Source organism: Brevibacillus brevis (assembly GCF_900637055.1).
GTDB classification, from domain to species: domain Bacteria; phylum Bacillota; class Bacilli; order Brevibacillales; family Brevibacillaceae; genus Brevibacillus; species Brevibacillus brevis.
The window spans coordinates 5,077,177-5,097,500 of sequence record NZ_LR134338.1 but is presented as its reverse complement, the minus strand read 5'-3'; the positions used below and the strand labels follow the sequence as shown (position 1 = coordinate 5,097,500).

General features: G+C 42.1%; 28 protein-coding genes and 1 pseudogene (1 of these 29 running past the window's edge). 23 read left to right on the top strand and 6 right to left on the bottom strand.

Going from position 1 to position 20,324, the window contains the following annotated elements:
* Window positions 1-1,196, top strand: the 3' portion of a protein-coding gene (locus EL268_RS24615) for a purine/pyrimidine permease (protein WP_106655999.1). 136 nt of this gene lie to the left of the window's left edge; only the last 1,196 of its 1,332 coding nucleotides appear in the window; its start codon lies off the left edge, out of view; its stop codon occupies window positions 1,194-1,196.
* A 15-nt stretch (window positions 1,197-1,211) separates the two neighbouring features.
* Here the strand turns inward: EL268_RS24615 and EL268_RS24610 are convergent, their stop codons facing one another.
* Window positions 1,212-1,883, bottom strand: coding sequence for a B3/B4 domain-containing protein (locus EL268_RS24610; RefSeq protein ID WP_106655998.1), 672 nt, complete (start codon window positions 1,881-1,883; stop codon window positions 1,212-1,214).
* 115 nt (window positions 1,884-1,998) lie between these two features.
* On the opposite strand from EL268_RS24610, the gene rnhA reads away from it, so the two are divergent.
* The 4 genes from rnhA (at window position 1,999) to EL268_RS24590 (ending at window position 5,244) form a co-directional block, all read left to right on the top strand.
* Window positions 1,999-2,433: a ribonuclease HI gene (gene rnhA / locus EL268_RS24605; RefSeq protein WP_173630755.1), complete on the top strand. Its 435-nt coding sequence runs from the start codon at window positions 1,999-2,001 to the stop codon at window positions 2,431-2,433.
* A complete protein-coding gene (queG, locus tag EL268_RS24600) occupies window positions 2,430-3,587 on the top strand; it encodes a tRNA epoxyqueuosine(34) reductase QueG (RefSeq protein WP_106655997.1) in 1,158 nt (385 codons plus the stop codon). The genes rnhA and queG overlap by 4 nt, the downstream gene beginning before the upstream one ends.
* Before the next feature lie 26 nt (window positions 3,588-3,613).
* Entirely contained in the window at window positions 3,614-4,147 is a 534-nt protein-coding gene (locus tag EL268_RS24595) for a methylated-DNA--[protein]-cysteine S-methyltransferase (RefSeq protein ID WP_106655996.1), read from the top strand.
* Between the two features lie 128 nt (window positions 4,148-4,275).
* Entirely contained in the window at window positions 4,276-5,244 is a 969-nt protein-coding gene (locus EL268_RS24590) for an amidase domain-containing protein (RefSeq protein WP_106655995.1), read from the top strand.
* Here the strand turns inward: EL268_RS24590 and EL268_RS24585 are convergent, their stop codons facing one another.
* Window positions 5,245-5,952 (bottom strand): ferric reductase-like transmembrane domain-containing protein, encoded by a 708-nt coding sequence (locus EL268_RS24585; RefSeq protein ID WP_106655994.1) that lies wholly within the window; start codon window positions 5,950-5,952, stop codon window positions 5,245-5,247.
* A 138-nt stretch (window positions 5,953-6,090) separates the two neighbouring features.
* On the opposite strand from EL268_RS24585, the gene trmL reads away from it, so the two are divergent.
* The 3 genes from trmL to EL268_RS24570 all read left to right on the top strand — a co-directional run bounded on the left by trmL (window position 6,091) and on the right by EL268_RS24570 (window position 8,006).
* A complete protein-coding gene (trmL, locus tag EL268_RS24580) occupies window positions 6,091-6,561 on the top strand; it encodes a tRNA (uridine(34)/cytosine(34)/5-carboxymethylaminomethyluridine(34)-2'-O)-methyltransferase TrmL (RefSeq protein ID WP_048031461.1) in 471 nt (156 codons plus the stop codon).
* A gap of 25 nt (window positions 6,562-6,586) precedes the next feature.
* Complete coding sequence (locus EL268_RS24575; protein WP_106655993.1) at window positions 6,587-7,312, top strand: HAD family hydrolase; 726 nt, start codon at window positions 6,587-6,589, stop codon at window positions 7,310-7,312.
* Window positions 7,313-7,457: 145 nt separating this feature from the next.
* Entirely contained in the window at window positions 7,458-8,006 is a 549-nt protein-coding gene (locus EL268_RS24570; RefSeq protein ID WP_106655992.1) for a hypothetical protein, read from the top strand.
* Window positions 8,007-8,241: 235 nt separating this feature from the next.
* On the opposite strand, the gene EL268_RS24565 is transcribed toward EL268_RS24570, so the two are convergent.
* On the bottom strand, window positions 8,242-8,442 hold the full coding sequence (locus EL268_RS24565; protein WP_088906116.1) for a hypothetical protein: 201 nt from the start codon (window positions 8,440-8,442) through the stop codon (window positions 8,242-8,244).
* A gap of 356 nt (window positions 8,443-8,798) precedes the next feature.
* On the opposite strand from EL268_RS24565, the pseudogene EL268_RS24560 reads away from it, so the two are divergent.
* Window positions 8,799-9,671: pseudogene (locus EL268_RS24560) on the top strand (protein prkA); the annotation flags it as partial.
* A gap of 60 nt (window positions 9,672-9,731) precedes the next feature.
* Here EL268_RS24560 and EL268_RS24555 read toward each other — a convergent pair.
* Complete coding sequence (locus EL268_RS24555) at window positions 9,732-11,366, bottom strand: recombinase family protein (protein ID WP_106655991.1); 1,635 nt, start codon at window positions 11,364-11,366, stop codon at window positions 9,732-9,734.
* Window positions 11,367-11,467: 101 nt separating this feature from the next.
* Window positions 11,468-11,905 carry a hypothetical protein gene (locus EL268_RS24550; RefSeq protein WP_106655990.1) on the bottom strand — a complete coding sequence of 146 codons (438 nt, stop codon included), beginning with the start codon at window positions 11,903-11,905 and terminating at the stop codon, window positions 11,468-11,470.
* Window positions 11,906-12,311: 406 nt separating this feature from the next.
* Here EL268_RS24550 and EL268_RS24545 point away from each other — a divergent pair, with 406 nt between their 5' ends.
* The 10 genes from EL268_RS24545 to EL268_RS24505 all read left to right on the top strand — a co-directional run bounded on the left by EL268_RS24545 (window position 12,312) and on the right by EL268_RS24505 (window position 17,802).
* Window positions 12,312-12,659, top strand: coding sequence for a hypothetical protein (locus EL268_RS24545; RefSeq protein WP_106655989.1), 348 nt, complete (start codon window positions 12,312-12,314; stop codon window positions 12,657-12,659).
* A gap of 110 nt (window positions 12,660-12,769) precedes the next feature.
* Window positions 12,770-13,099, top strand: coding sequence for a hypothetical protein (locus EL268_RS24540; protein WP_106655988.1), 330 nt, complete (start codon window positions 12,770-12,772; stop codon window positions 13,097-13,099).
* Window positions 13,096-13,329 (top strand): hypothetical protein, encoded by a 234-nt coding sequence (locus EL268_RS24535; protein WP_106655987.1) that lies wholly within the window; start codon window positions 13,096-13,098, stop codon window positions 13,327-13,329. Before EL268_RS24540 ends, EL268_RS24535 begins: the two co-directional genes overlap by 4 nt.
* Entirely contained in the window at window positions 13,326-13,667 is a 342-nt protein-coding gene (locus EL268_RS24530) for a hypothetical protein (protein ID WP_106655986.1), read from the top strand. The genes EL268_RS24535 and EL268_RS24530 overlap by 4 nt, the downstream gene beginning before the upstream one ends.
* A gap of 140 nt (window positions 13,668-13,807) precedes the next feature.
* Window positions 13,808-14,938: a hypothetical protein gene (locus tag EL268_RS24525; protein ID WP_106655985.1), complete on the top strand. Its 1,131-nt coding sequence runs from the start codon at window positions 13,808-13,810 to the stop codon at window positions 14,936-14,938.
* An 81-nt stretch (window positions 14,939-15,019) separates the two neighbouring features.
* Window positions 15,020-15,739 carry a hypothetical protein gene (locus EL268_RS24520; RefSeq protein WP_106655984.1) on the top strand — a complete coding sequence of 240 codons (720 nt, stop codon included), beginning with the start codon at window positions 15,020-15,022 and terminating at the stop codon, window positions 15,737-15,739.
* Between the two features lie 223 nt (window positions 15,740-15,962).
* Window positions 15,963-16,595 (top strand): hypothetical protein, encoded by a 633-nt coding sequence (locus EL268_RS24515; protein WP_106655983.1) that lies wholly within the window; start codon window positions 15,963-15,965, stop codon window positions 16,593-16,595.
* A 195-nt stretch (window positions 16,596-16,790) separates the two neighbouring features.
* Window positions 16,791-16,961, top strand: coding sequence for a hypothetical protein (locus tag EL268_RS32955; RefSeq protein WP_164724517.1), 171 nt, complete (start codon window positions 16,791-16,793; stop codon window positions 16,959-16,961).
* A complete protein-coding gene (locus tag EL268_RS24510) occupies window positions 16,958-17,446 on the top strand; it encodes a crossover junction endodeoxyribonuclease RuvC (protein WP_106655982.1) in 489 nt (162 codons plus the stop codon). The genes EL268_RS32955 and EL268_RS24510 overlap by 4 nt, the downstream gene beginning before the upstream one ends.
* On the top strand, window positions 17,443-17,802 hold the full coding sequence (locus EL268_RS24505; RefSeq protein ID WP_106655981.1) for a hypothetical protein: 360 nt from the start codon (window positions 17,443-17,445) through the stop codon (window positions 17,800-17,802). Before EL268_RS24510 ends, EL268_RS24505 begins: the two co-directional genes overlap by 4 nt.
* Before the next feature lie 36 nt (window positions 17,803-17,838).
* Here the strand turns inward: EL268_RS24505 and EL268_RS24500 are convergent, their stop codons facing one another.
* Window positions 17,839-18,132, bottom strand: coding sequence for a YolD-like family protein (locus EL268_RS24500; RefSeq protein ID WP_232030044.1), 294 nt, complete (start codon window positions 18,130-18,132; stop codon window positions 17,839-17,841).
* A gap of 218 nt (window positions 18,133-18,350) precedes the next feature.
* Here EL268_RS24500 and EL268_RS24495 point away from each other — a divergent pair, with 218 nt between their 5' ends.
* From EL268_RS24495 to EL268_RS24485, 4 genes are all read left to right on the top strand, one after another.
* The gene (locus EL268_RS24495; protein ID WP_106655979.1) at window positions 18,351-18,800 is read left to right on the top strand and encodes a hypothetical protein; all 450 of its coding nucleotides are present in this window, start codon (window positions 18,351-18,353) and stop codon (window positions 18,798-18,800) included.
* 155 nt (window positions 18,801-18,955) lie between these two features.
* Window positions 18,956-19,240 carry a hypothetical protein gene (locus EL268_RS24490; RefSeq protein WP_106655978.1) on the top strand — a complete coding sequence of 95 codons (285 nt, stop codon included), beginning with the start codon at window positions 18,956-18,958 and terminating at the stop codon, window positions 19,238-19,240.
* A 2-nt stretch (window positions 19,241-19,242) separates the two neighbouring features.
* A complete protein-coding gene (locus EL268_RS32950; protein WP_164724516.1) occupies window positions 19,243-19,404 on the top strand; it encodes a hypothetical protein in 162 nt (53 codons plus the stop codon).
* A 46-nt stretch (window positions 19,405-19,450) separates the two neighbouring features.
* Window positions 19,451-20,245, top strand: coding sequence for a sigma-70 RNA polymerase sigma factor region 4 domain-containing protein (locus EL268_RS24485; RefSeq protein WP_126435473.1), 795 nt, complete (start codon window positions 19,451-19,453; stop codon window positions 20,243-20,245).
* Window positions 20,246-20,324 lie beyond the last annotated feature (79 nt).

Sequence of the window (20,324 nt, the reverse complement as noted above, 5' to 3'; positions counted from 1 at the left end):
AAATTGGAAAGCTGATGCAGCAAACCATGTTTTACATTGGACTTGCGTCGCTACTGCAAGTATGGATTGGACACCGCTATCCGATGATAGAAGGACCGGCTGGATTATGGTGGGGGATCTTTATCATTTTGGCTCAACTCGGAACGAGCATGGGTCTCCATCCACAAGAAATCGGCCAATCCTTTCAAGTGGGTATGATATTAGCAGGTCTACTCTTTTTCATTTTTGGCTTATTAGGCTGGATTGGCAAATTACAGAAGTGGTTTACGCCGCTGGTTTCAGGTACGTATATGATTTTGCTTGCTGTTTCTTTGTGTAGTAACATTCTCACGGGCATGCTCGGTATTGGTTTTCAGCATTCAAAAGAGGTACAGCCGGGTGTAGCACTTGTGTCCATAGGGATTGTAGCCCTTGTTGTGTTCATTATGCGAACGAAGCGATTCTCAAGTTTTGCCGTTCTGTTTGGCATGGTTGGGGGCTGGATCGTGTACGCGCTTCTTGGATGGACAGAACCAGTTCGGCCTACTGAACAAATATTTTCATGGCCTTCTATTTTCTTTTGGGGACCCCCACGCTGGGATTGGGGCGTTGTATTAACGAGTATGCTGACAGGATTCGTTTTGTTGACAAACCTCATGACGAGTTTGTCGGTCATGGGGAAAGCGACAGACACTGTGCCTACTGAAAAGCAGTACAATCGCGGTGGTATTTTTACAGGGGTATCCCATTTCCTGTCAGGCTTGAGCGGTGTGGTAGGTATGATTCCACTTTCCTTGGCAGCAGCGGTTATTCAAACGACGAAAATGGCTTCACGCCTGCCATTTGTGATAGCGATGCTGGGGATGATGCTGATTGGGCTGATTCCCACTGTTGCCCATTTTTTGGCGGCTTTGCCTACTCCAGTGGCTTATGCGGCGATGTTCATTTCCTATACGCAACTGCTTGGCTTCGGTTTGAAGGATTACGTGAATGTGAAGATGGACGAACGTACGATTATTGTTGGGGGCAGCTCGCTACTGGTCGGGATCGGAGTCATGTTCGTACCTGCTGTAGCTTGGCAGCAACTTCCTGCACTAGCCAGCTTCTTGTTCGGCAATGGCTTATTGCTCGGAGTTATTGTGTGCTTGGTCCTGGAACATATCATTTTTAGAAAAAAGGAAGAGGATAGCGTAAAGAAAGACGGCCAGGCTGCATGACGGGCCGTCTTTTTCTTAGGCGGTAACAATAGAGGAGTGAGTCAGCTCGCCACCGTTAATTTCCGTGAACATGCGACCAACTGAGCCTACGATTTCTTCTTTTTTAGATTGTTCCATTTTTTCATGGAAAAAGATGACTTGGAGGAGCGTAGTACTTTGTTCCGTCACGCATGAACGCTTGGAATCGACGATGGGACTCCCAAATGCTCCGTTACCATCAGCGAGGAGCAGTTTTCCTTCCATGTTGACTTCACGTCCATTTAATCCTTCATAGACATCTTCGGCGTGGCCGAGACGACAAGTGATATCACCCGCTAAGTGATTGAGGTCATAAATTCCAAAAGGAAGTGCGTGCAAAACCGAGAAAAAATTATTAACATCAACAGCGCTGTTAATCCAGAAAAAAGGATTTCCCTGCAGCAGTCGGCGCAGCAATGCTTCGGAGGAAGGGCGGTATCGGGACGGATCAATGCCAACCTGTTTAAAACAGGCCCTCCACTCGCGGATGCCTTCGATTTCTGTCAGGTTTGCAGTGTCGTGCTCCAGCCGCAAACTCTCCACATAATAATTAATGCGTCCCTGCAGCATTTTGGGGGAGTCGCTGACGGAAGCATTGCTGTATTGTAAAATGCCGAGAGAAAATTGCGGCAGACGCTCGGACACGGAAGGATCTAGCTGAACTTTCATCTATAGACACTCCTTACTAATCCTATTTTTGGTAGTATAACAAAAAATTTTTGTGGAAGCGACTAAGCTTCGATACAATAGAAGAGAACAGAGGAGGGAACCCCTGACGATGACGATGCGTGAGGTTGATATTTATACTGACGGAGCTTGTTCCGGCAATCCAGGACCAGGTGGTTGGGGAGCTGTACTGATGTACGGCCAACACATCAAGGAAATGTCCGGTGCCGAACCGCATACAACGAATAACAGAATGGAGCTGTTGGCGGCCATCAAGGCGCTCTCTACATTGAAGGAGCCTTGTAAGGTGACGCTGTATAGCGATAGTGCATACTTGGTTAACTGCTTCAAGCAAGGCTGGTATAAAGGCTGGCTGAAAAATGGCTGGAAAAACAGCAAAGGCCAGCAGGTGGAAAATCAAGACTTATGGAAAGAACTGCTGCAATTGATGGACACCCACAAGGTAGAGTACGTAAAAGTCAAAGGACACGCCGACAACAAATGGAACAACCGCTGCGACGAATTGGCGACAGGAGCGATTAAACAGCTGTGAACGACTTGCTGTACTGGGAGCAGACAAAGCAGTCCATCATTGACTATGCCAAGGAAATCGGAATCGATAAGATCGGGTTTGCCAGTGCCGATCCATTCACTACCTTAAAAGAACGGCTTATTGTACATCGGGAAAAGGGTTATGAATCTGGATTCGAAGAGCCTGATTTAGAAAAGAGGACGAACCCGGAACTGTTGTTGGACGGGGCACGTTCGCTGATTTCTATAGCATTGGCCTATCCATCCAAGCTCAAAAATCCACCAAAGTCAGAGCCTGGTGCGTATCGGGGAATCTTATGCCGTGCAGCATGGGGAACCGATTACCATCACGTTCTGCGCGACAAGCTGGACAAGCTGACACGATTCATTATGGAGCTGGAGCCAGGGGCTCGGATCGAATCCATGGTGGATACGGGAGCACTGTCAGATCGTGCGGTAGCCGAGCGGGCTGGGATTGGGTTTGTAGGAAAAAACTGTGCCATTATAACGCCGGAGTTCGGTTCATGGGTGTACTTGGGGGAACTTGTGACTAATCTTCCGTTGCCAAGCGACCAACCGATCGAAGAAGGCTGTGGCGACTGCAATATATGTGTAGACGCTTGTCCGACCGGAGCCTTGATTCAGGGCGGGCAGCTTGATGCACAGCGATGTGTAGCTTATTTGACACAGGTGAAAGACTTTATTCCAGATGAATTCCGGGGAAAAATCGGGAATCGGCTGTATGGTTGCGACACTTGTCAGACGGTATGTCCTAAGAACCGTCGCATCGACAACGACCATCATGCTGAATTTCAGCCTGATCCGGAGATTGCCAAGCCTTTGTTGATTCCGCTGCTTCAGATGAGCAATAAGGAGTTCAAGGAAAAGTTCGGTCAATCCTCTTCATCTTGGCGGGGTAAAAAGCCCATTCAGCGCAATGCCATACTAGCACTTGCGCATTTCAAGGATCGGACCGCTGTTCCTCATTTGGAGCGTCTTTTGTTCGAAGACCCTCGTCCAGTCATCCGCGGAACTGCTGCATGGGCGCTTGGAAAAATCGGGGGAGAGCAGGCACAAGAAGCGCTCATTACCGCAAAAGCAAAAGAGACGTCACCAGAAGTGGTGGAAGAGATAGAAAAAGGCATGAGCTTGATCTGCGCGCAGGCTGAGGCTTAGTTTGAACGAGAGAGGGAGGACGTAAAATGGCAAAGGAATTAGGCTATACCATGATGGATTCACCAATTGGACCATTGCTCCTGGCTTCTACAGAAGAAGGGCTGTGCTACATTCAGTTTGCCAATGAAGAAGACGGATTGGCGCCGCTTGTGCGCTGGTGCAAAAAAACGTTCTTAGGAATTACCCCAACGCGTAACGATGCGATCAATGAGTCTGCAAAAAAGCAATTAGAAGAGTATTTTGCAGGCAAGCGAAAGACGTTTGATGTTCCAACCGTATTGTACGGCACTCCCTTTCAAAAGGATGTATGGAATGAGCTATCGAACATCCCTTATGGAGAAACTCGTTCTTACAAGGATATTGCCTTGGCGATTGGAGCGGCGAAAGCTGTTCGTGCCATTGGCGGTGCGAACAATCGGAATCCGATTCCTGTCATTATACCTTGCCATCGTGTCATTGGCTCGAATGGTGCCTTGGTCGGATACGGCGGTGGCTTATCGATTAAAAAATATTTGCTTTCCTTAGAAGAAGGGCCACTATTTGCTCATGCTTCTTCCTAATAAGCTGTCTGCTTGCTCGGACAGCTTTTCTTTTTCTTCTGAATGCTCCACGAGTGACATATTCTTCATTGAGATGAACGGTTCATGAGTCTATGTCGCAGTCTGGAGGCGGAAAGGAGGAGGGGAAAGTGGAGTGGCGTGAATTTGTTCAGCAATATTTTCAAGCAGTTCACCAGTCATCGATGGACGGAAAGTATGAGCGGCTGCTGCCTTTTTATTGCACAGGAGAGTCTGGCGTACAGGAAGAATGGGATCGACTGAACCGGGAGAAGCGGAAGATCGAGGAGCGGGGAGTCAAATTATTGGCTGTCCAAGGACAAGTAACGCCCATGTGCTGGGTAGATACCGATGCCACCATAGAAGTAACGGTTCGATGGCAAGAAAATAAAACACTGGGGATCAAGCATACCAAGTATAAAGAGGCAAACAAACGATTGTTCCAGCTCCAGTTGCTCAAAACGAATGAAAAATGGTCGATAATCGGGGCAAGGGAGTCGAATGGTGATCAAAAATTGGTGGTCGAGGAAGAGGAAGAGCCTGTCATCGTTGTGTCAGGTGTCGAGGATGCCATTAACCAACCAATGCTGATTGTGCATGGAGCGGGAGGATACAACGCTGCAAATGCAGTCGCGTATGCGGAACGCTATTGGAATACGACCAATCCCGTATATCCTCGTTTTACGGATGACTGCACGAATTTTATTTCGCAATGTTTACACGCTGGTGGAATTCCTATGCTGTTGTCGAAAGAGATGGGCAAGGGCTGGTGGATTCGCACGGGAAAAGGAGCCTCTTGGAGCTATAGCTGGACGGTAGCACATAGCTTGTATTTGCTTTTGAAATCGGGGGGACCACCTATGCGGGCGGTTATGAAAAGCTCTGCGGCCGAATTGGTCCCAGGTGATATCATTTGTTATGATTTTAACGGGGATGGGCGTTTTCAGCACAATACGATTGTGGTCGCAAAAGACGCAAATCAGATGCCGTTAGTGAATGCCCATACGACAGATAGCAGCATGCGTTATTGGGCATATGAGGATTCCACAGCCTATACGCCCAAAATGCGCTATGCCTTCTTTCATATAAGAGGGGTATAATTACCGCTTGCGAAAAAAAGCTCTTCGTATAAAAGAGATGCTTCGAACGATCCAAATCATTGCTGCGAAAACGAGCATGTCTGAAAAGGTATGCGGCTCTCCTTTAATGGATTGGATGTAAATCAAGCCATGGAACAAGACGATGACAAAAAGCCATGGATTGGCGAGATGAAGCCTTTTCCAACTGGAGCCACCCAGCCATTTTTCTGCGCGTGCAGAAGAAGTCAGCCACAGGGGTAGTAGAATGAAGAATGCAAGCAGACCAAGATAGTTCGCAGCGCCTGTGAGGGTCCAGTTGGGAGATGGCCACATGCTTGGATCAGAGGAAGCGAAAAAGAACAGACCCATCCATCCATCAGCCTTTTCAGAACGGTTTTCTTGTAGGATTATCAGGCGAGGCTCACCTTCAAAAAGGACGAGCACAAGAATGACGTGCAACAGTCCAGTTAGCCCAGCCCATATGCCGATTTCTCGACGGATGGACAAGCTGACAGTCATCCAGCCAGCAGGGAGCCAGGACTGGAGTGGACCAATCAATAAGGTACAGCCAATCAAAATAAATGAAAGATAGCCGAGAATCATACTCCATGTTTCCAGCGCAGGGAATGAAGAAAAATCAGCCCACATCCAACTGGTGCCTAACAGGATCAAACTCAGGATGCTCAGATGTGCGACAAGGCGTCGCCAAAATGAAATGGGTGTCCCCATCTAATCGTCACTCCTTCGATAGCCAAAGTTTTCTGATTAGATGCAGCAGGCACTCGATTTGTTACAGAAGCTGGGCACGGTGGTATAATAGGACGTGTACAGGTATCAAGTTCGCAATTTACAAGGAGATTTTCAGATATGCCGTTACATATTGTTTTGCATGAGCCGCTCATCCCTGCCAATACGGGAAATATCGCCCGTTCATGTGCAGCGACAGGAGCGCATCTGCATTTGATTCATCCGCTCGGATTTTCAACGGATGATCGTTACCTGAAGCGGGCTGGTCTCGATTACTGGCATGCAGTAAATGTTCACCATCATGAGAGCTTTGAGCACTTTGCTGCGGCACAAGGAGAAGGTGCGGGTACCTTTTACTTTGTGGAGACCTGGGGGGAAAAGCTGTATACGGACGTTTCTTTCCGGGATGGCGACTACATTATTTTGGGCAAGGAGACGACGGGCTTGCCGGAAGAGCTGACAGAAAAATATCGGGAACAGACTATTCGTATCCCAATGAGCGGTGCGACCCGTTCTGTGAACCTGTCCAATTGTGCAGCTATTGTCTTGTTTGAGGGACTTCGTCAGTTAGGTTTTCCATCGCTATCGTAAGGCATTTGGGAGGGAGAGATCCATTATGACTGTAAACACCATCCTGTTTGATTTGGACGGTACGTTATTAGAGATGCAGACAGAACCCTTTGTCAAAAGTTACTTGGTTGAAGTAGGGCGTCATGTCGGAGATAAGTACGATACCGAAAAGCTGTTGGCGCTGATTTGGGATGCGACCAAGGCAATGATCATGAACCAAGAGCCTGACAAGACGAACGAGCAAGTTTTTATCGAGCATTTTGCGGAACACAGTGAGTGGGATCGAGAGGAAATATGGCCGCTGTTTGATTCGTTTTATCGCGATGTGTTTCCGACACTTTCTCACTTGACGTATCCTTCACCATGGGCAAAGCAGATTATTGCTGCCGCCAAAGAGCAAGGATTTCGGGTTGCAGTAGCAACGAATCCTGTTTTCCCACGTGATGCGATTCACCATCGCCTCGCTTGGATCGGGATGTCCCCGGATGATTTCGAGCTGGTCACTGTCTATGAGGAATCGCATTTCACGAAGCCAAATCCTGGTTATTACAAGGAGATTTGCCAAAAGCTCGGGGTTGAACCGACAGATTGTGTCATGGTCGGGAATCACATGCAGGAGGACATGGTCGCATCCAAGCTGGGGATGAAAACGTTCCTGGTAACCAATTGGATGGAAGACCGTGGTGAGCCTCAGTATCAGGTAGATCAGCGTGGATCATTAGAAGAGCTGTTTACGGCGATTTCTGAAAAAAGCGGTGTGTTTGCGCGTTAAGAAATGAGCATGAAAGAATAGGTGAGAAGCAGGCTGTCCGTTTGAAAAAATGGTCAAGCCTGCTTTTTCACATACTTTTCCCAAAATCATCAGGTAGGCTAGATGTGTACGACCATGTTTTACATAATAAAGGAGGAAATCCTGCATGAAAAAACTTGTTTCGTCTCTGGTAATGGCTACCTTGCTGTTTAGCGGTATCTCTGGTGTGACTGCGGCGGATGCTGCGGTTACGCACTCGAAAGCGGAGAAAAAGGAAGAAAACAGAGCAAAACTGAACGCGAAGGCTGCCAAGTGGGGTGTCGAAACCACGGATAAAGCAAATAAGGAAGTAAAAGCAGCCATTCAAGAAGCAAAAGCGGCAAAGAAAGCAGAAAACGCTGAGAAAAAAGCAGCAAAAGAAGCGAAGAAGCAAGAACAACTCGCCAAGCTAAACGAAAAAGCTGTGAAGCTGGGCGTTGACACGGCAGGTAAAACGGCGAAGGAAGTAAAAGCGGCTATTAAAGAAGCAAAAGTAGCAAAAAAAGCAGAAAACGCTGAGAAAAAGGCAGCAAAAGAAGCGAAGAAGCAAGAACAGCTCCAAAACCTGAAAGAAAAGGCGGCCAAGTGGGGCGTTGACACAGCAGGTAAGAGCGCAAAAGAAATCAAGGCTGAAATCGAAGCGATGAAAGCAGAAAAGAAAGAGAATAAGAAATAACAAGAAAACAAAAAAAGCAGGTTGCCACAGTAGGCAGCCTGCTTTTTTCCCTGGATACTTACATGTTCCAGGTTTTGTCCTCGTTGTAGCCAGCTGTCAGAATGAAAAACAGAAAAGCTCCGAAGACCAATGCTACGATAAATGTACCCACGTTTGACAGCTCCTTTCGTAAACAAACTACTCCCATTATAGCGTAGCCTGCCCACTTTGCAAACGAATTAAAGCTGTTGCTTCCTTACGTAAGTGACAATTTTCGATGGTCATTCACAAGTTTCAAGAAGGCACTAAGCGCAATGGGCACACTCAGTATTTCTCCTGTATCAAGTTCCATTCCTGTCACTGCTTGGTAAATAAATACCGAAAGAATCACCAAGGTTGCGATGCCGGTCAAATAAAGTCCTTTTTTCACTTGAATGCGTTCTGCTTGAATATCCATGATCGTTCCTCCTGTATGTTATGCCAATCCATATTGGCTTTCCGTGTCTGCTGCTTATGATTGTATTTTACAGGGGAGTAGGGATTACAAACCATCGAATCAGCTTACAGCTACGCTCGTTAAACCTTACAATTCCGTAATCTTCCAAGCGTGAGAAAAGTAATGTGACGGATTTTTATGGGAAGATTGCTGAAACTTGTGCTGATGTCGCGCATACACATATGTAAAGGCTGTAAGAGCCTGTTGGCAACCGGAGAAAACGGCTTGCACGTGAATGCGTGACCGCAGGCGGACATATACATGAGAGTACATTGTCGTTGGGAAGAGAGAGGGCTTAAGAGGGAGGAGTGTCGAACATGGACATTTTAAAACGGATCGCTGAGCACCGGGCCCGCGAAGAAAACCTGATGTGGAGAGGAACATTCGCCGAATATTTGGAACTAGTACGTAAAAATCCGCAAATTGCCCAGACGGCGCATTCACGCGTCTACAACATGATTAAAAGCGCGGGGGTTGAAGAGAACGAGGACGGCTCACGTTCGTATCAATTTTTTAGTCGAGAAATCTTCGGATTGGATCGTTCTGTTGAGCGCCTAGTGGAGGAATATTTCCACTCGGCTGCGCGTCGTCTGGATGTACGCAAACGCATCTTGCTCTTGATGGGACCTGTCAGTGGCGGTAAGTCTACGCTCGTGACGATGCTCAAGCGAGGACTGGAAGAGTATTCACGGACGGAAGCCGGAGCGATCTATGCACTTGATGGTTGCCCCATGCACGAAGAACCGCTCCATCTCATCCCTCACGAGCTGCGTCCAGAGGTGGAAGAAGAGCTGGGAATCAAGATTGAAGGAGAATTGACGCCCTATAACCGGATGAGGTTGGAGACTGAATACGGAGGGTGCATCGAGGATTTCCCTGTTCGTCGGATTTTGTTTTCCGAAGCCAACCGTGTCGGGATCGGTACATTTAGCCCTTCCGATCCGAAGTCACAGGATATTGCCGATTTGACGGGGAGCATTGACTTCTCGACGATTACGAAGTACGGCTCTGAGTCCGACCCTCGTGCGTATCGCTTTGATGGTGAGCTGAACAAAGCCAATCGTGGATTGATGGAGTTTCAGGAAATGTTGAAATGCGACGAGAAATTTTTGTGGCATCTCCTGTCGCTGACACAGGAAGGAAACTTCAAGGCAGGTCGTTTTGCCCTTATTTCTGCAGATGAATTGATTGATATAAGATACTACCAAAAAACCGAATTTATGACTCAAAACAACAAAAAACCCTCCAAATTAATGAAGGGTTGCATTAAAAAACATTTTTGGGTTAAACATAACATGAAGGTTGAATTTGCCTTTAGAAATAAACTCTAAAACGATGTAATCGAAAACTCCCCGCAGCAATTCATTTTTTTCACCTTTACTAAAATCTCCGTTAAGGTAATACTCAAGTACAGTTTTGAATCTAAACTGCACTTCATCCATGTCTAATCCCTCAGTGTGTTCCTCCTGCAACTCTGCTAATAATTGCTCTATATATAATTCCTTTTGTTCAATTTCTCTCATCAGTCTTGCAACCGTTAGTTCGTATACCTGATCGTTCATCATGCCCATAGTATTTTTATAACCTGCGTTTCCAAGACCGTCTTTGTGTCGCTCGATTTCGGCTCGTAATTTTTCAATTTGCTTTGCTGGATCGTAATCCTGTTTTTTTATAGAAGAAAAATCTGTGAGATCCTTTAGACGTTCTTTAAGAATATCGGGGTCAACTTCAATACATTCCTCTTGGAGAATTCTTATTATTTCTTCCTCAACAGATTTGTACTTCACATATATATGACAATCCTTACACATTAGAAACTCTTTCTGATAAACAGAAAATGTTCCATCTTTTTTTGGATACTTTTGTGTGCCACTCTGACGAATCATTTTTTTATTACAAGTTGAACAAATGACTAAAGAAGCAAGTGGGTTTGGCTCAAAGTCTAACCTAGTCGTAGGTGAATTCCTGCGGCCGGTAAGGATTTCTTGTGCTTTATTAAATGTATCCTCATCAATGATTGGTTCCCAAGCATTCGGGACAATAATCTGCTCATGCTCAGCACGTTCGTAGACTTTCATAATAGTTTTTCCTTCTGCATTTTTCTCTGGTTGTCTATATGTCTTTTTGAACTCAAGTGTTCCAATATATGCACGATTTATTAATATTCTGCGAATGGTCTGGGGATGCCAGTATCCACGACCACCGGGCGATGGTATTCCTTCCTTTTTCAAAATAGTGCTTATTCCGTTATATCCAACTTTATCAACAACATAGTGATGAAAAATCTTTTGAACAACCCAAGCAGTTCTTTCATCAGGCTCTAGTTTTTGAGTTCTCTCATTAAGTTTATAACCATAAGGGATTGCTGAACTCCCGCCCATGTGTCGACCCATAGCAGCATAAGTATAGCGAGATTCTACCATGCGCTCTTTAATGCTAAGAAACTCCATCCTCGCCATGAATAAATAGAAGTCAATCATTCTTGCATCATCTTTGTTTTGAGGATCGTAAACACGATAAGGAGTAATGATATACACATGTTTTCGCTTTAGGATGTTTGTGATAATCCCCATTTCCTCCATAGAGCCTCGCCCAAGTCGGGACAGTTCTTTAACACAAACAGCAACAGTCCGAGGACTTACTTTTTTCAAAAACTCCAAAAGTTTCTTGAACTCTTTTCGACCTTCAATAGAGTCTCCAGACTCGATTTCTGATAAAAGTTCAGTATGAACACCATGTTCTTTCTCATATCTTTTTAAAATCCCTGAAATCAATTCGTGTTGTTCTGCAAGTGTATCTTGATTTGTTTTTTTCTCACGAAGCAAATCTTGTCTAGATCTTCTGATGTATCCGATAATTGTTTCAACAGTCGTTGGTAAAGACATACTAACACCTTCTTTTCGTATGTGCTACACAGAGTATAATACAAAATTTTATGAATGCGCACACACTAAATGCCGAGAAATTTCAACAAAAAACAGGCTTTTCAACCTGCTGGATATATGTAGTGCTGTGCAATTATGCTTCTAAGTATTTCTGACTTCATCATTTTAAGTTCTTCATATGTCCTTGTTCGTTCGGATACCATCTTTTCGAATGCTGTCGGGAACGACAGAAAAAGACTGTCTTCTGACAGAGAGTGTGTATTTACTTCTATCTGTCCTTCTTTAATGAGTAATACCACATCGTGCTTGACCGCCAATTGGACAAACTCAACCAGCCGCTTAAACGGACTTTCAATTAGTTCTGTTTCATTGTTGACGATGACGATGTGAGTGTACTGCATGTATTTTGTCAGTAGTTCAAGAGAGTCGAAGTTCATCACATGTCGCAAGTTCTGTTCGCTGCAATAAGTCTTAACAGATTCTAACTGCTCTGCAAATAGTGCTTCATCAGATTGATTGATGTAAGAAACGACATTCATACGACCACTCTCCTAAATAATCTCTTATCTGTATATATTTTCTCACGACTCATTGGGACAAAAATAGCCTTGTATTTTAGAGAGAGAAATTTTTTGAAAAAAACTCTAAAATAAAAAAGGATATCGTCCGATAATGTTCAATAGAAGAGTATCATAAAAAGTCAATAAAAAACTTCAAAAAAATGCTCTTATAATTTGACACAAACATTCGTTCGAGTTATGATATATACATAAACAATTTAAAATATTTTTTTAATTAAAAACTTTAAGAAATATTTTAAGAAAAACAAGGAAATGACAAACGAATGTTCTATAGTACATATAGAAAACTGGCTGGGGCAGGATTTAGTTGGGAAGCCATAAAAACGGGAGGTAAGGCCTGCAAACAAAGAGGAGGATGATATTTATGTTTATGAGAAAAGTTTTTAAAAGCAAGCGTGAGGTTAGAGAGTATCTGTTGGAATTGGGAAGTGGATGGAAAAGAAGACATTACGAACTAGAAGGATCTAATTATACTTACAAAATTAAAGGTCACCACTTTACTTTAGTTAGTAAATCAACGAACGGAAGATATGAAATTTTCAAAGATGACGACAACGAATTTGCAATAAGATGGTATGACGTAAACAACAATTGGAGAGATAGAGAATATTCATTCATAGATTTAGAAAGAATGATAGATTTCATCTGGAAAAATCGAAGAGGACTGGAAGTCTACGAATCATTTGCAGATAAAGAATACGAATACTATTGATACCGTTCGCTTAGTTATTAAGAATTACATAAAGAAAATAGGATGTATGGGATATATGAGAATCAAGCATGTATCCCGCAACATCCAAACCAGAAAGGAGGACGATGGTTATGAAGTTTTATTTTCATCCAGAAAAAGGTAAATTGTTGAAAGCACACAAAGCGTGGGCTGCGAAGGAAATTTTAGAGGCACTTGGTTGGATTGATTTGTTTGGTGAAAAAAATTATGCCGGTCAATTATATAGTATTTTGAGACTTTACAACGAAGATAAGTGTTTATATGAGTCCAAAACAGTAAGCACGAAAAATAAAGAAATGAAATTGATACTAAAAGGCTGGGAATCAATGAAGCCAATTGGAACAAACGATGTTTCAGAAGAGTTTCTTGAAACATTAAGCAAAGAAGAGTTGTTGTTAACGGCAGGAGGTGTTGCGATATGAATTTGTCATTAAGTGAGTATATTTCCGCAAATTATGTAGTCGCTTTGTTCGTTGAAGAGACACAATCATACAAAGTAATCTTGAATTTTTGGGAAACAGATCCGAACGGTGAGTATTTTAGAGACTCATACACTAGAAATGCAACAGTAGAAGATTTTCGTTCATTTAAACAATTAAGAGTTCCAAACGATGAACGCACAATTGAAAGATGGGAGGATGATGAAATATGAATAAAGATTATGTTCTTTCTAAAGAAGAGATTAAAGAAATCCTTTCGGAACATTACGAGAACTATCAAAGAGAAAGAGAGATTGATTCACTCTCATTCAAATTGTTCGATATTAATTTCAGTTTCAAGAAAGTCAAATACTCACCGGAACTAATTGGTGTAAATGTAGTTGTGGAAGGAACCACACTTACATATGTAGATATTGATGATTTCTTTAAAATCTTTATGCCACAGTTGAATGAAATTTGGAGAATCGAACAGACGAATAATCCGACATTCGAGAAATACAACTACTTCAAAGAGTGCAAGAACAAGATATATGAGTATTTGAAAAAGTAACAAAAAGGGGTTATGCCCCTTCTGGAGCCTACAAATCACTTCACAGTGTAGGTTGCATAAGGGATATAACAAAACACGAACACACACTTACAACACACTACAAACACACCTCTAGCCCTTCTACATGGGAGGTGTATAGTATGAAATTTTACACGATGGATACAAACTTTTACGAACTGCTTGGTTGGCAGCACTATATAAAAGATTGCGGTCTTGCTGTTATGAAGATGCTTTGGAAATTAGAACAGATATATCACTTTAGAAAACAACGTGACTGGGAAACTGAATCAGAAGAAGTCATTGTTTCAGATGCAGAATTAGCAGAACTAATTGGGACAAGTTTAAATTCAATAAAACGAGCAATAAACGGAGATAAAAAGTTGGGAAAAATCGGATTAATAGAGTATGGCTTAATTAGACCAATTAAAGATAGAAGATTTAATAAAAAGGGTGAGGCGACTCAATGGATTATTACAAAGCCAATTCCTTTCCCAGAAGAAATTAGGACTCCGCAAGCATTTATAACACTATTCGGCATCGTTTGGTGCGAACAACAGATTGAGCGATTAAAAGAACTTCACGAACAGAAAGGTACTCAAAATGCATACCTGAACTCAGGTACCCAAAATGCATACCATATGGGTAGCAAAATGGATAGTATAGATAAGCAAATTGCACATCCTATCTATAATAAGAATAAGAATTTGAAAGACGGACGGATGGATGCTGAGGGTGTATTTTCTGATTCTGTTTCTGATAATCAACAAAACCAACTTCCTGCTGAGAACCAACCTATTTCAAAAATCTCTTTTGAAACGGAAAAAGAACTCATTAAGTTAGTGAGTGTCTTTCTAAAGAATACAAATGTCAAACAAGCGATTCTGCCTTACATTTCAAACGAAGAAACTGCTCTACTTTCCATCCAGTGTTTGAGACATTCAGTTCGGGCTTACGATAAAGGATTCGTCCCCGACAATGTCGCTGGCTTCATAAGAAATGTATTAGAAAATCCTGATGTTCTAAAAGCAGATGCCGAAGCGACTGGTTATATAAACAAAGCAGATGGGGTAATCCAAAAAAATGAGAATGTCAGTCCGGGCGGCGGCTCGGCTGCACAAATGAAGCAGAAAGTTGAGACAAGCAAGAAGAGAAAGTCAGTAACACCAACAACACGTGATTTTTATAAAGAACTACTCGCTTCACTTAATGAAAGAGAGCAGTTAGAAAACAACGAACAGATGCAGAGTAGCGAAGAAGTAGTTCCATTCTAACACTCAAAAACAGACAGTTTGCAATTTCAACAAAAGACAGCACTTAGCCTTTGCTAAGAGAGAAAAAGGAGGAGTGATACTATGAGTATTTTAAAGAACAAGCGAAAGGAAGATGTCGCTTTTGAGCAACAAATCAAATTCTCACTAAATCAGATTTCTAAAGTAAAAATCTCTATTCATTTCAACGAAGAAATGAGCAAGTTAGACAATATCAGTTTCGTGCAGCAACACTTGAATTTAAGCGAGAGCGAGGCCATTTCGTATCTCCAAGAGAACTTCCAGAAGGACTTCTTACTTGGCATGATGAATGGCAGGAACTACGAACCAATTCCGCTTAAAGACTTACAGTGGATTTCGTGGGAACTAGACTGCAACTTGAGAGTGAAAGAAAACATTGTTCAAACTTTTGACAACGGAAGATGGATTAACCACTCGATTGAAAAAGAGGCTTGGGCTTTACCGAAAGAACTCTTATATCAGCACATTAAAGAACTGCTGAGTCCACCGTTAATGCCAATCATAAAACAGAAAGAAGTAGCGAAACCGAGTTTCCAATGGCTGTTCCGTGAACCCGCTCCTCCAAAACAAACTAAACAGGAGCCTCCGAAGCCGTCGATTGAATTCAAACCAACAAAACAAATAGACACGAAGAAAATGTTCGCTGCTCTTGATGAAGCATTTGCGAAACACTCTGCAGAAATGAAAGCCGAGCAACAAGCAGAAAAAAAGAAAGAAGCATCTACTGCGTGGCTGGGCAATCTCGAAATGACAGAAGAAGAGTATGACAATCTGCCGTTCTAAAGGTTTTGGATGTTTTTTCCTTGATGGTGCGACAAGTGCTTAGAGGCATGATATAATAAAAATACAAACAAATGTTCTCGAAAAAACAGGATTTGAAGCAGATATGTCAAAGAGACAAGTAGATAATTCACTTTATCTTAATGTATCTTTGACAGAGACAGTTTGGCTACAAATGACAGTTCTAGTTGTTGCTCAAGACAACTTCGATGAGGTGCTATGAACAATGACACAGAATAAGTTCTTTGTTTACAAAAAGACATTTGTAAAAAGCGGCTCTATGGCAGTTGTTAAGTTCTTCTTCAACAGAGATAATGAGAAACTTTGTTCAGAGATTTTCTTTTTCAGTCCGAATTTTTCTCAAGAAACAAGTTATGACAGCATAGAGAAGCAATTGGCTATAACGATTCAGTCAGTAAGAAGACACAATCTGTTTAAAAATGTTTCTTTCACTCAAGATGATTACTCCGTGATACTTCAAAAAACAAAGCAAATGAGTAAAAAACTGAAGGGAAGAGCAGAAACTATGACATTAAGCGACTTGATGGACGGAATCAAAGCCTCCGAGGGCATTGCTACAGTGATTGAGTATCCTAGTGGGAACTCACATTTACGGCTGTCTTATTCGTTCACAGACAGGGAAGGGCAGACTCACGGAGCCACGGAGAGGATCTACTTGAATCGTGAGCAAACGAGTGGCTTGTATCACCTGTTTTTGACTCAAACATCAGGCAAGGATTACTGCTCATTGAACTGGGTGATTCTTGACCAGATTGACATTGAGAATGCTTCTGATGACTTGATGCTAAGTCAAACAGAGTCTGAGTCAGAAGCAGAATCAGCAGCCGAACAAGGCTGAATTTACAACAACAACAAACTTTTCAACACAGCAACCATACAATTTGTCCCCCCGCTTCAACAGGGACATCTTTGGTTGCTTTTTATTTTATCAGGAGGGGTTACTTAACATTATACAAATACTTATCGGCTAGAAAGCCTTACAGACACAATCAACATAACAGATACTCCTCCTCCACAAAGAGGAGGCGATAGTATGGAAAAAGATTTAGTTCGTTTATTTTTTACTGATAATTTCAAGGACTGTCAGATTCATTTCGTTGATAAAAGCAAAGAGCGAGTACATAGTGAAATGCTCGATTTGTGGCTTTATTGGAAGAGGAAACAGGCACAGTCTCAATCCTCGCAAGAGGAGGTGAGGCAATGATTATTATGGGTGTTGATTCTGCTCTTGGACAAGCAGGTATAGCCATTATCAACGACAAGAGAGAAGTGCTTTATACATTGAATCTCAAGACGAGTAATAAAGACACTCTCCAGTACCGCTTGGCTGACCTATATCTGAAAGCGATTGAACTTATTCAGGATTATAAAGTCGATGTGATGGTTATTGAAGACAACTTTTTTGCGAAGAATGCCGCAACTGTAAAGAGGCTGGCTAATGCTTTCGCCGCTTTCCTGCTTGCTGCTGAGATAAATCGTATACCGACTGTTGTGTATGCCCCCGCTTCCCACAAGGCTGTTACGGTGAGGAACAGTAAGGCTACGAAGGAGCAAACGGAACAATGTGTTAGAAATATCTTTGCCTTCACAGGCAAATTAACTGATAACGAAGCCGATGCTTTAAGCCTTGCGAACTGCTATCTAGTCAAAGAAGTAGAGAAGAAGAAAAAGGAGGATGATGTGGAATGATCATTTACTGTACACCAAGAAATTTTCGTCACGAAGTTATTTTAAGGACTATTCGTGTTCAAGAAGAGGAATCATATTTCTTTAATGTTAATTCTATTCGTATTTACTACAATGCTTTTGAATGTGGAGCAGACAAAATCGTATTGAACAATTGCATACAAACTGAATCATTATTTCAAATTATTGACTACTTTGGATTCGATACAGAAAGTGGAGAAAGAACAAGTAACATATTCGAACAAATTAGATTAGTTGTCTTTTATAGTGTAGATAATGAAATGAAAATAGTAGAATACATAGTTGAACCAATTGATATTGATGCTAAATTGAGGACAATACAATTTAAACAACTGTAAGATACTCAGAAGCGGGACCGTCCCCGCTTCTTTTCTTTAATCAGCAATCACACTTGTTATGAAGCGGGACTCGATCCAGACCACTTCAGTTACATTTACGATTTTGATTTTTTTCGTATCTACATATTTCACTACTCCCCAGAATGTGAATAGAGAGCCAAGTCCGTTCTTTTTCTCTTTCCACAAACTGACTGTGATTGCATAGTCGTTTCGTGCGGAGTCACGGATTGCATAGTCGAAATGCTCTAATTCGTCCTGCTCCAGAATCGGCTGCGGAACCAGTTTTTTTTCTTCTTGCAGTTCAAGAATTACTGTCTTATGTTCAGACAAGATAAGCCTCATCGATGCAAACAAATTGTCCCGCTTCCCCATAAATGCAAACACTCCAATCTGAATAAGAACGTATGTTTGTATTTTATAACTTATCACGATAAATATTCAATAGGCATTTTGTTTGGATATGACAAATACTGGAATGGATGATATACTAGATATAGTATAAGAACATACATTCTTGTCTATATTTTCAAATATAGGAGTGATGACGGATGTTGGATAAAATCGAACGGATTCTAGATAAAACGAATTTTCCTGCTTTACTGACTGGAGTTATTTTCTTTTTCAATTGTTTGATTATGTCTATCATTGTGTATCTTCCCGTTACAAGGCTTTTCCTTGCGGAAATTTCGCTTGGAAGATATGCGATACTGTCGCTGGGAGCATTGCTGGTTGGAGGATTCGTATTGTGGCATATTGACCGTGAATTCGGAGTGGAGAATCGCTTCATTTTGGCTGCTCTGCTGGCTGTTGTATCGCTCGTATGTGCGACAGGGACATACTTCTATGCTACGAATACATTCTTGCCAAATACGGACTTCTTCAAGTTTATCAGTGTCGTGTCTGTGTTGGTTTCAACCGGAGGACTGCTTTACTTAAATGCAATCAGTTCCGCAAGGAATGCTATGGCGAGACATAAACTTGAAAATTTATCTAATTAAAAAAAGGGATTCAATAAGTTTTGTCTAAGAGAGATGTACCAGAATTGCATTGAACAATATGAGCAAACCCATTTAAGAGCATTCCAACACACAGAGGGTGAAAGATGTGTTGGTGTGCTCTTTTTGGTGTATAGAGAAAGAAGGTGATATAGAAAATGGAATTCAGAATCGGTGGAATGGTTTATTTTGTTGAGGATGCTTCCAATTTAGCAAGGAAACATGATGCATGGGGGAAGGTCTACTACGACACATGCAAAATCGAAATAGAGGAAGAACTATGTGAGAACAGAAAAAAAGAAGTTATTGTTCACGAGTTATTACATGCAATGTTTCACGAAGCGGGTTTTTCGCAACAGGACGAAGAAATTGTAAACAGAGTAGGCTTAATCCTTCATCGTTTCCTGCAGGATAACGATTTATCAATTTTCAGGGAGGAATAACAATGATTCTCAGTTTCTACTTGCTCGGAATGGCAATCTTGTTTTTAGTTTTGGCAGTTGGAATGTTCATTGTCGATAGAGATAAACTAATTAGCAGTATCTGTGTGTTACTCGTTGCAATCGTTCAATTTGCCGTATTTTTCTGGCATCGAACTTACTTGTAGGAGGTGATTGTGATGGATTATAAAAAAGAAGAGGAGGTGAATCAACTTGAACAGTGGCATTTTAAGAAAAGAAAAGGTTGGCGAGAAACTATACAGAACATTGGATTTTTTACTCTCAAATAACGGATACGACATTCGTTTTATGTTTGACAGTCAGGAGGAACTGGTGAATGATGTCTATGCTTATCATAACGATTTGCTAACTCGCTATGACAGTTCAAAGGGAAGTATCTGCAACTGGCTTTCGCAGACCCTTACAGGACGATACATAAGGAAATACGGGGCTTCTTTCCGAGTTCTGGCACTAGATGACTACCGAGACATTCCATGCGAATATGAGGCTCTGAGCACGCCTAGCACGGTCCCGCTACTAAGGCCTGATTTTGGTCGTATGTATTTTCTTTCTGATATACAAAAAATGATTGCCGAACTTTATCATGGTGAAGAAATGACGGTTAGAGATATCGCAGAACGAACAGGTCTTAAACTACAACACATACATAGTGAAATACTTCGAATCAATAAAAAACTGAAAACAAAACTTAGAGATCCGCTTGAGTTTTATATATATTGCTCTATCGATTCGTTTCCTGATTTGAGTTTCTTGGCGAACACTCAGGAACATATCGTTATCCAATTGTACGGCATGGGAATGAGTTCTACTAATACGATGAAGGTGTTTGATATGAAGTCAAAGGATGTATTCTACAAGCAGTTGTCTGAAGCGAAGAAAAGAATGAGAGAGAAGTGGTGGCTTGAACTTGAAGTATGTGAATGCATCTATCACATTCTTGATAATTACATTAGCAGCAAGTTTACAACGAACGGACGAACTGCTTAACAAGTTGCCTATATATAGTGTGAAGAACTTTTTTCTACTTCACCTCCTCTTTCAAAGACAAGGTACTTAATTGTATCCT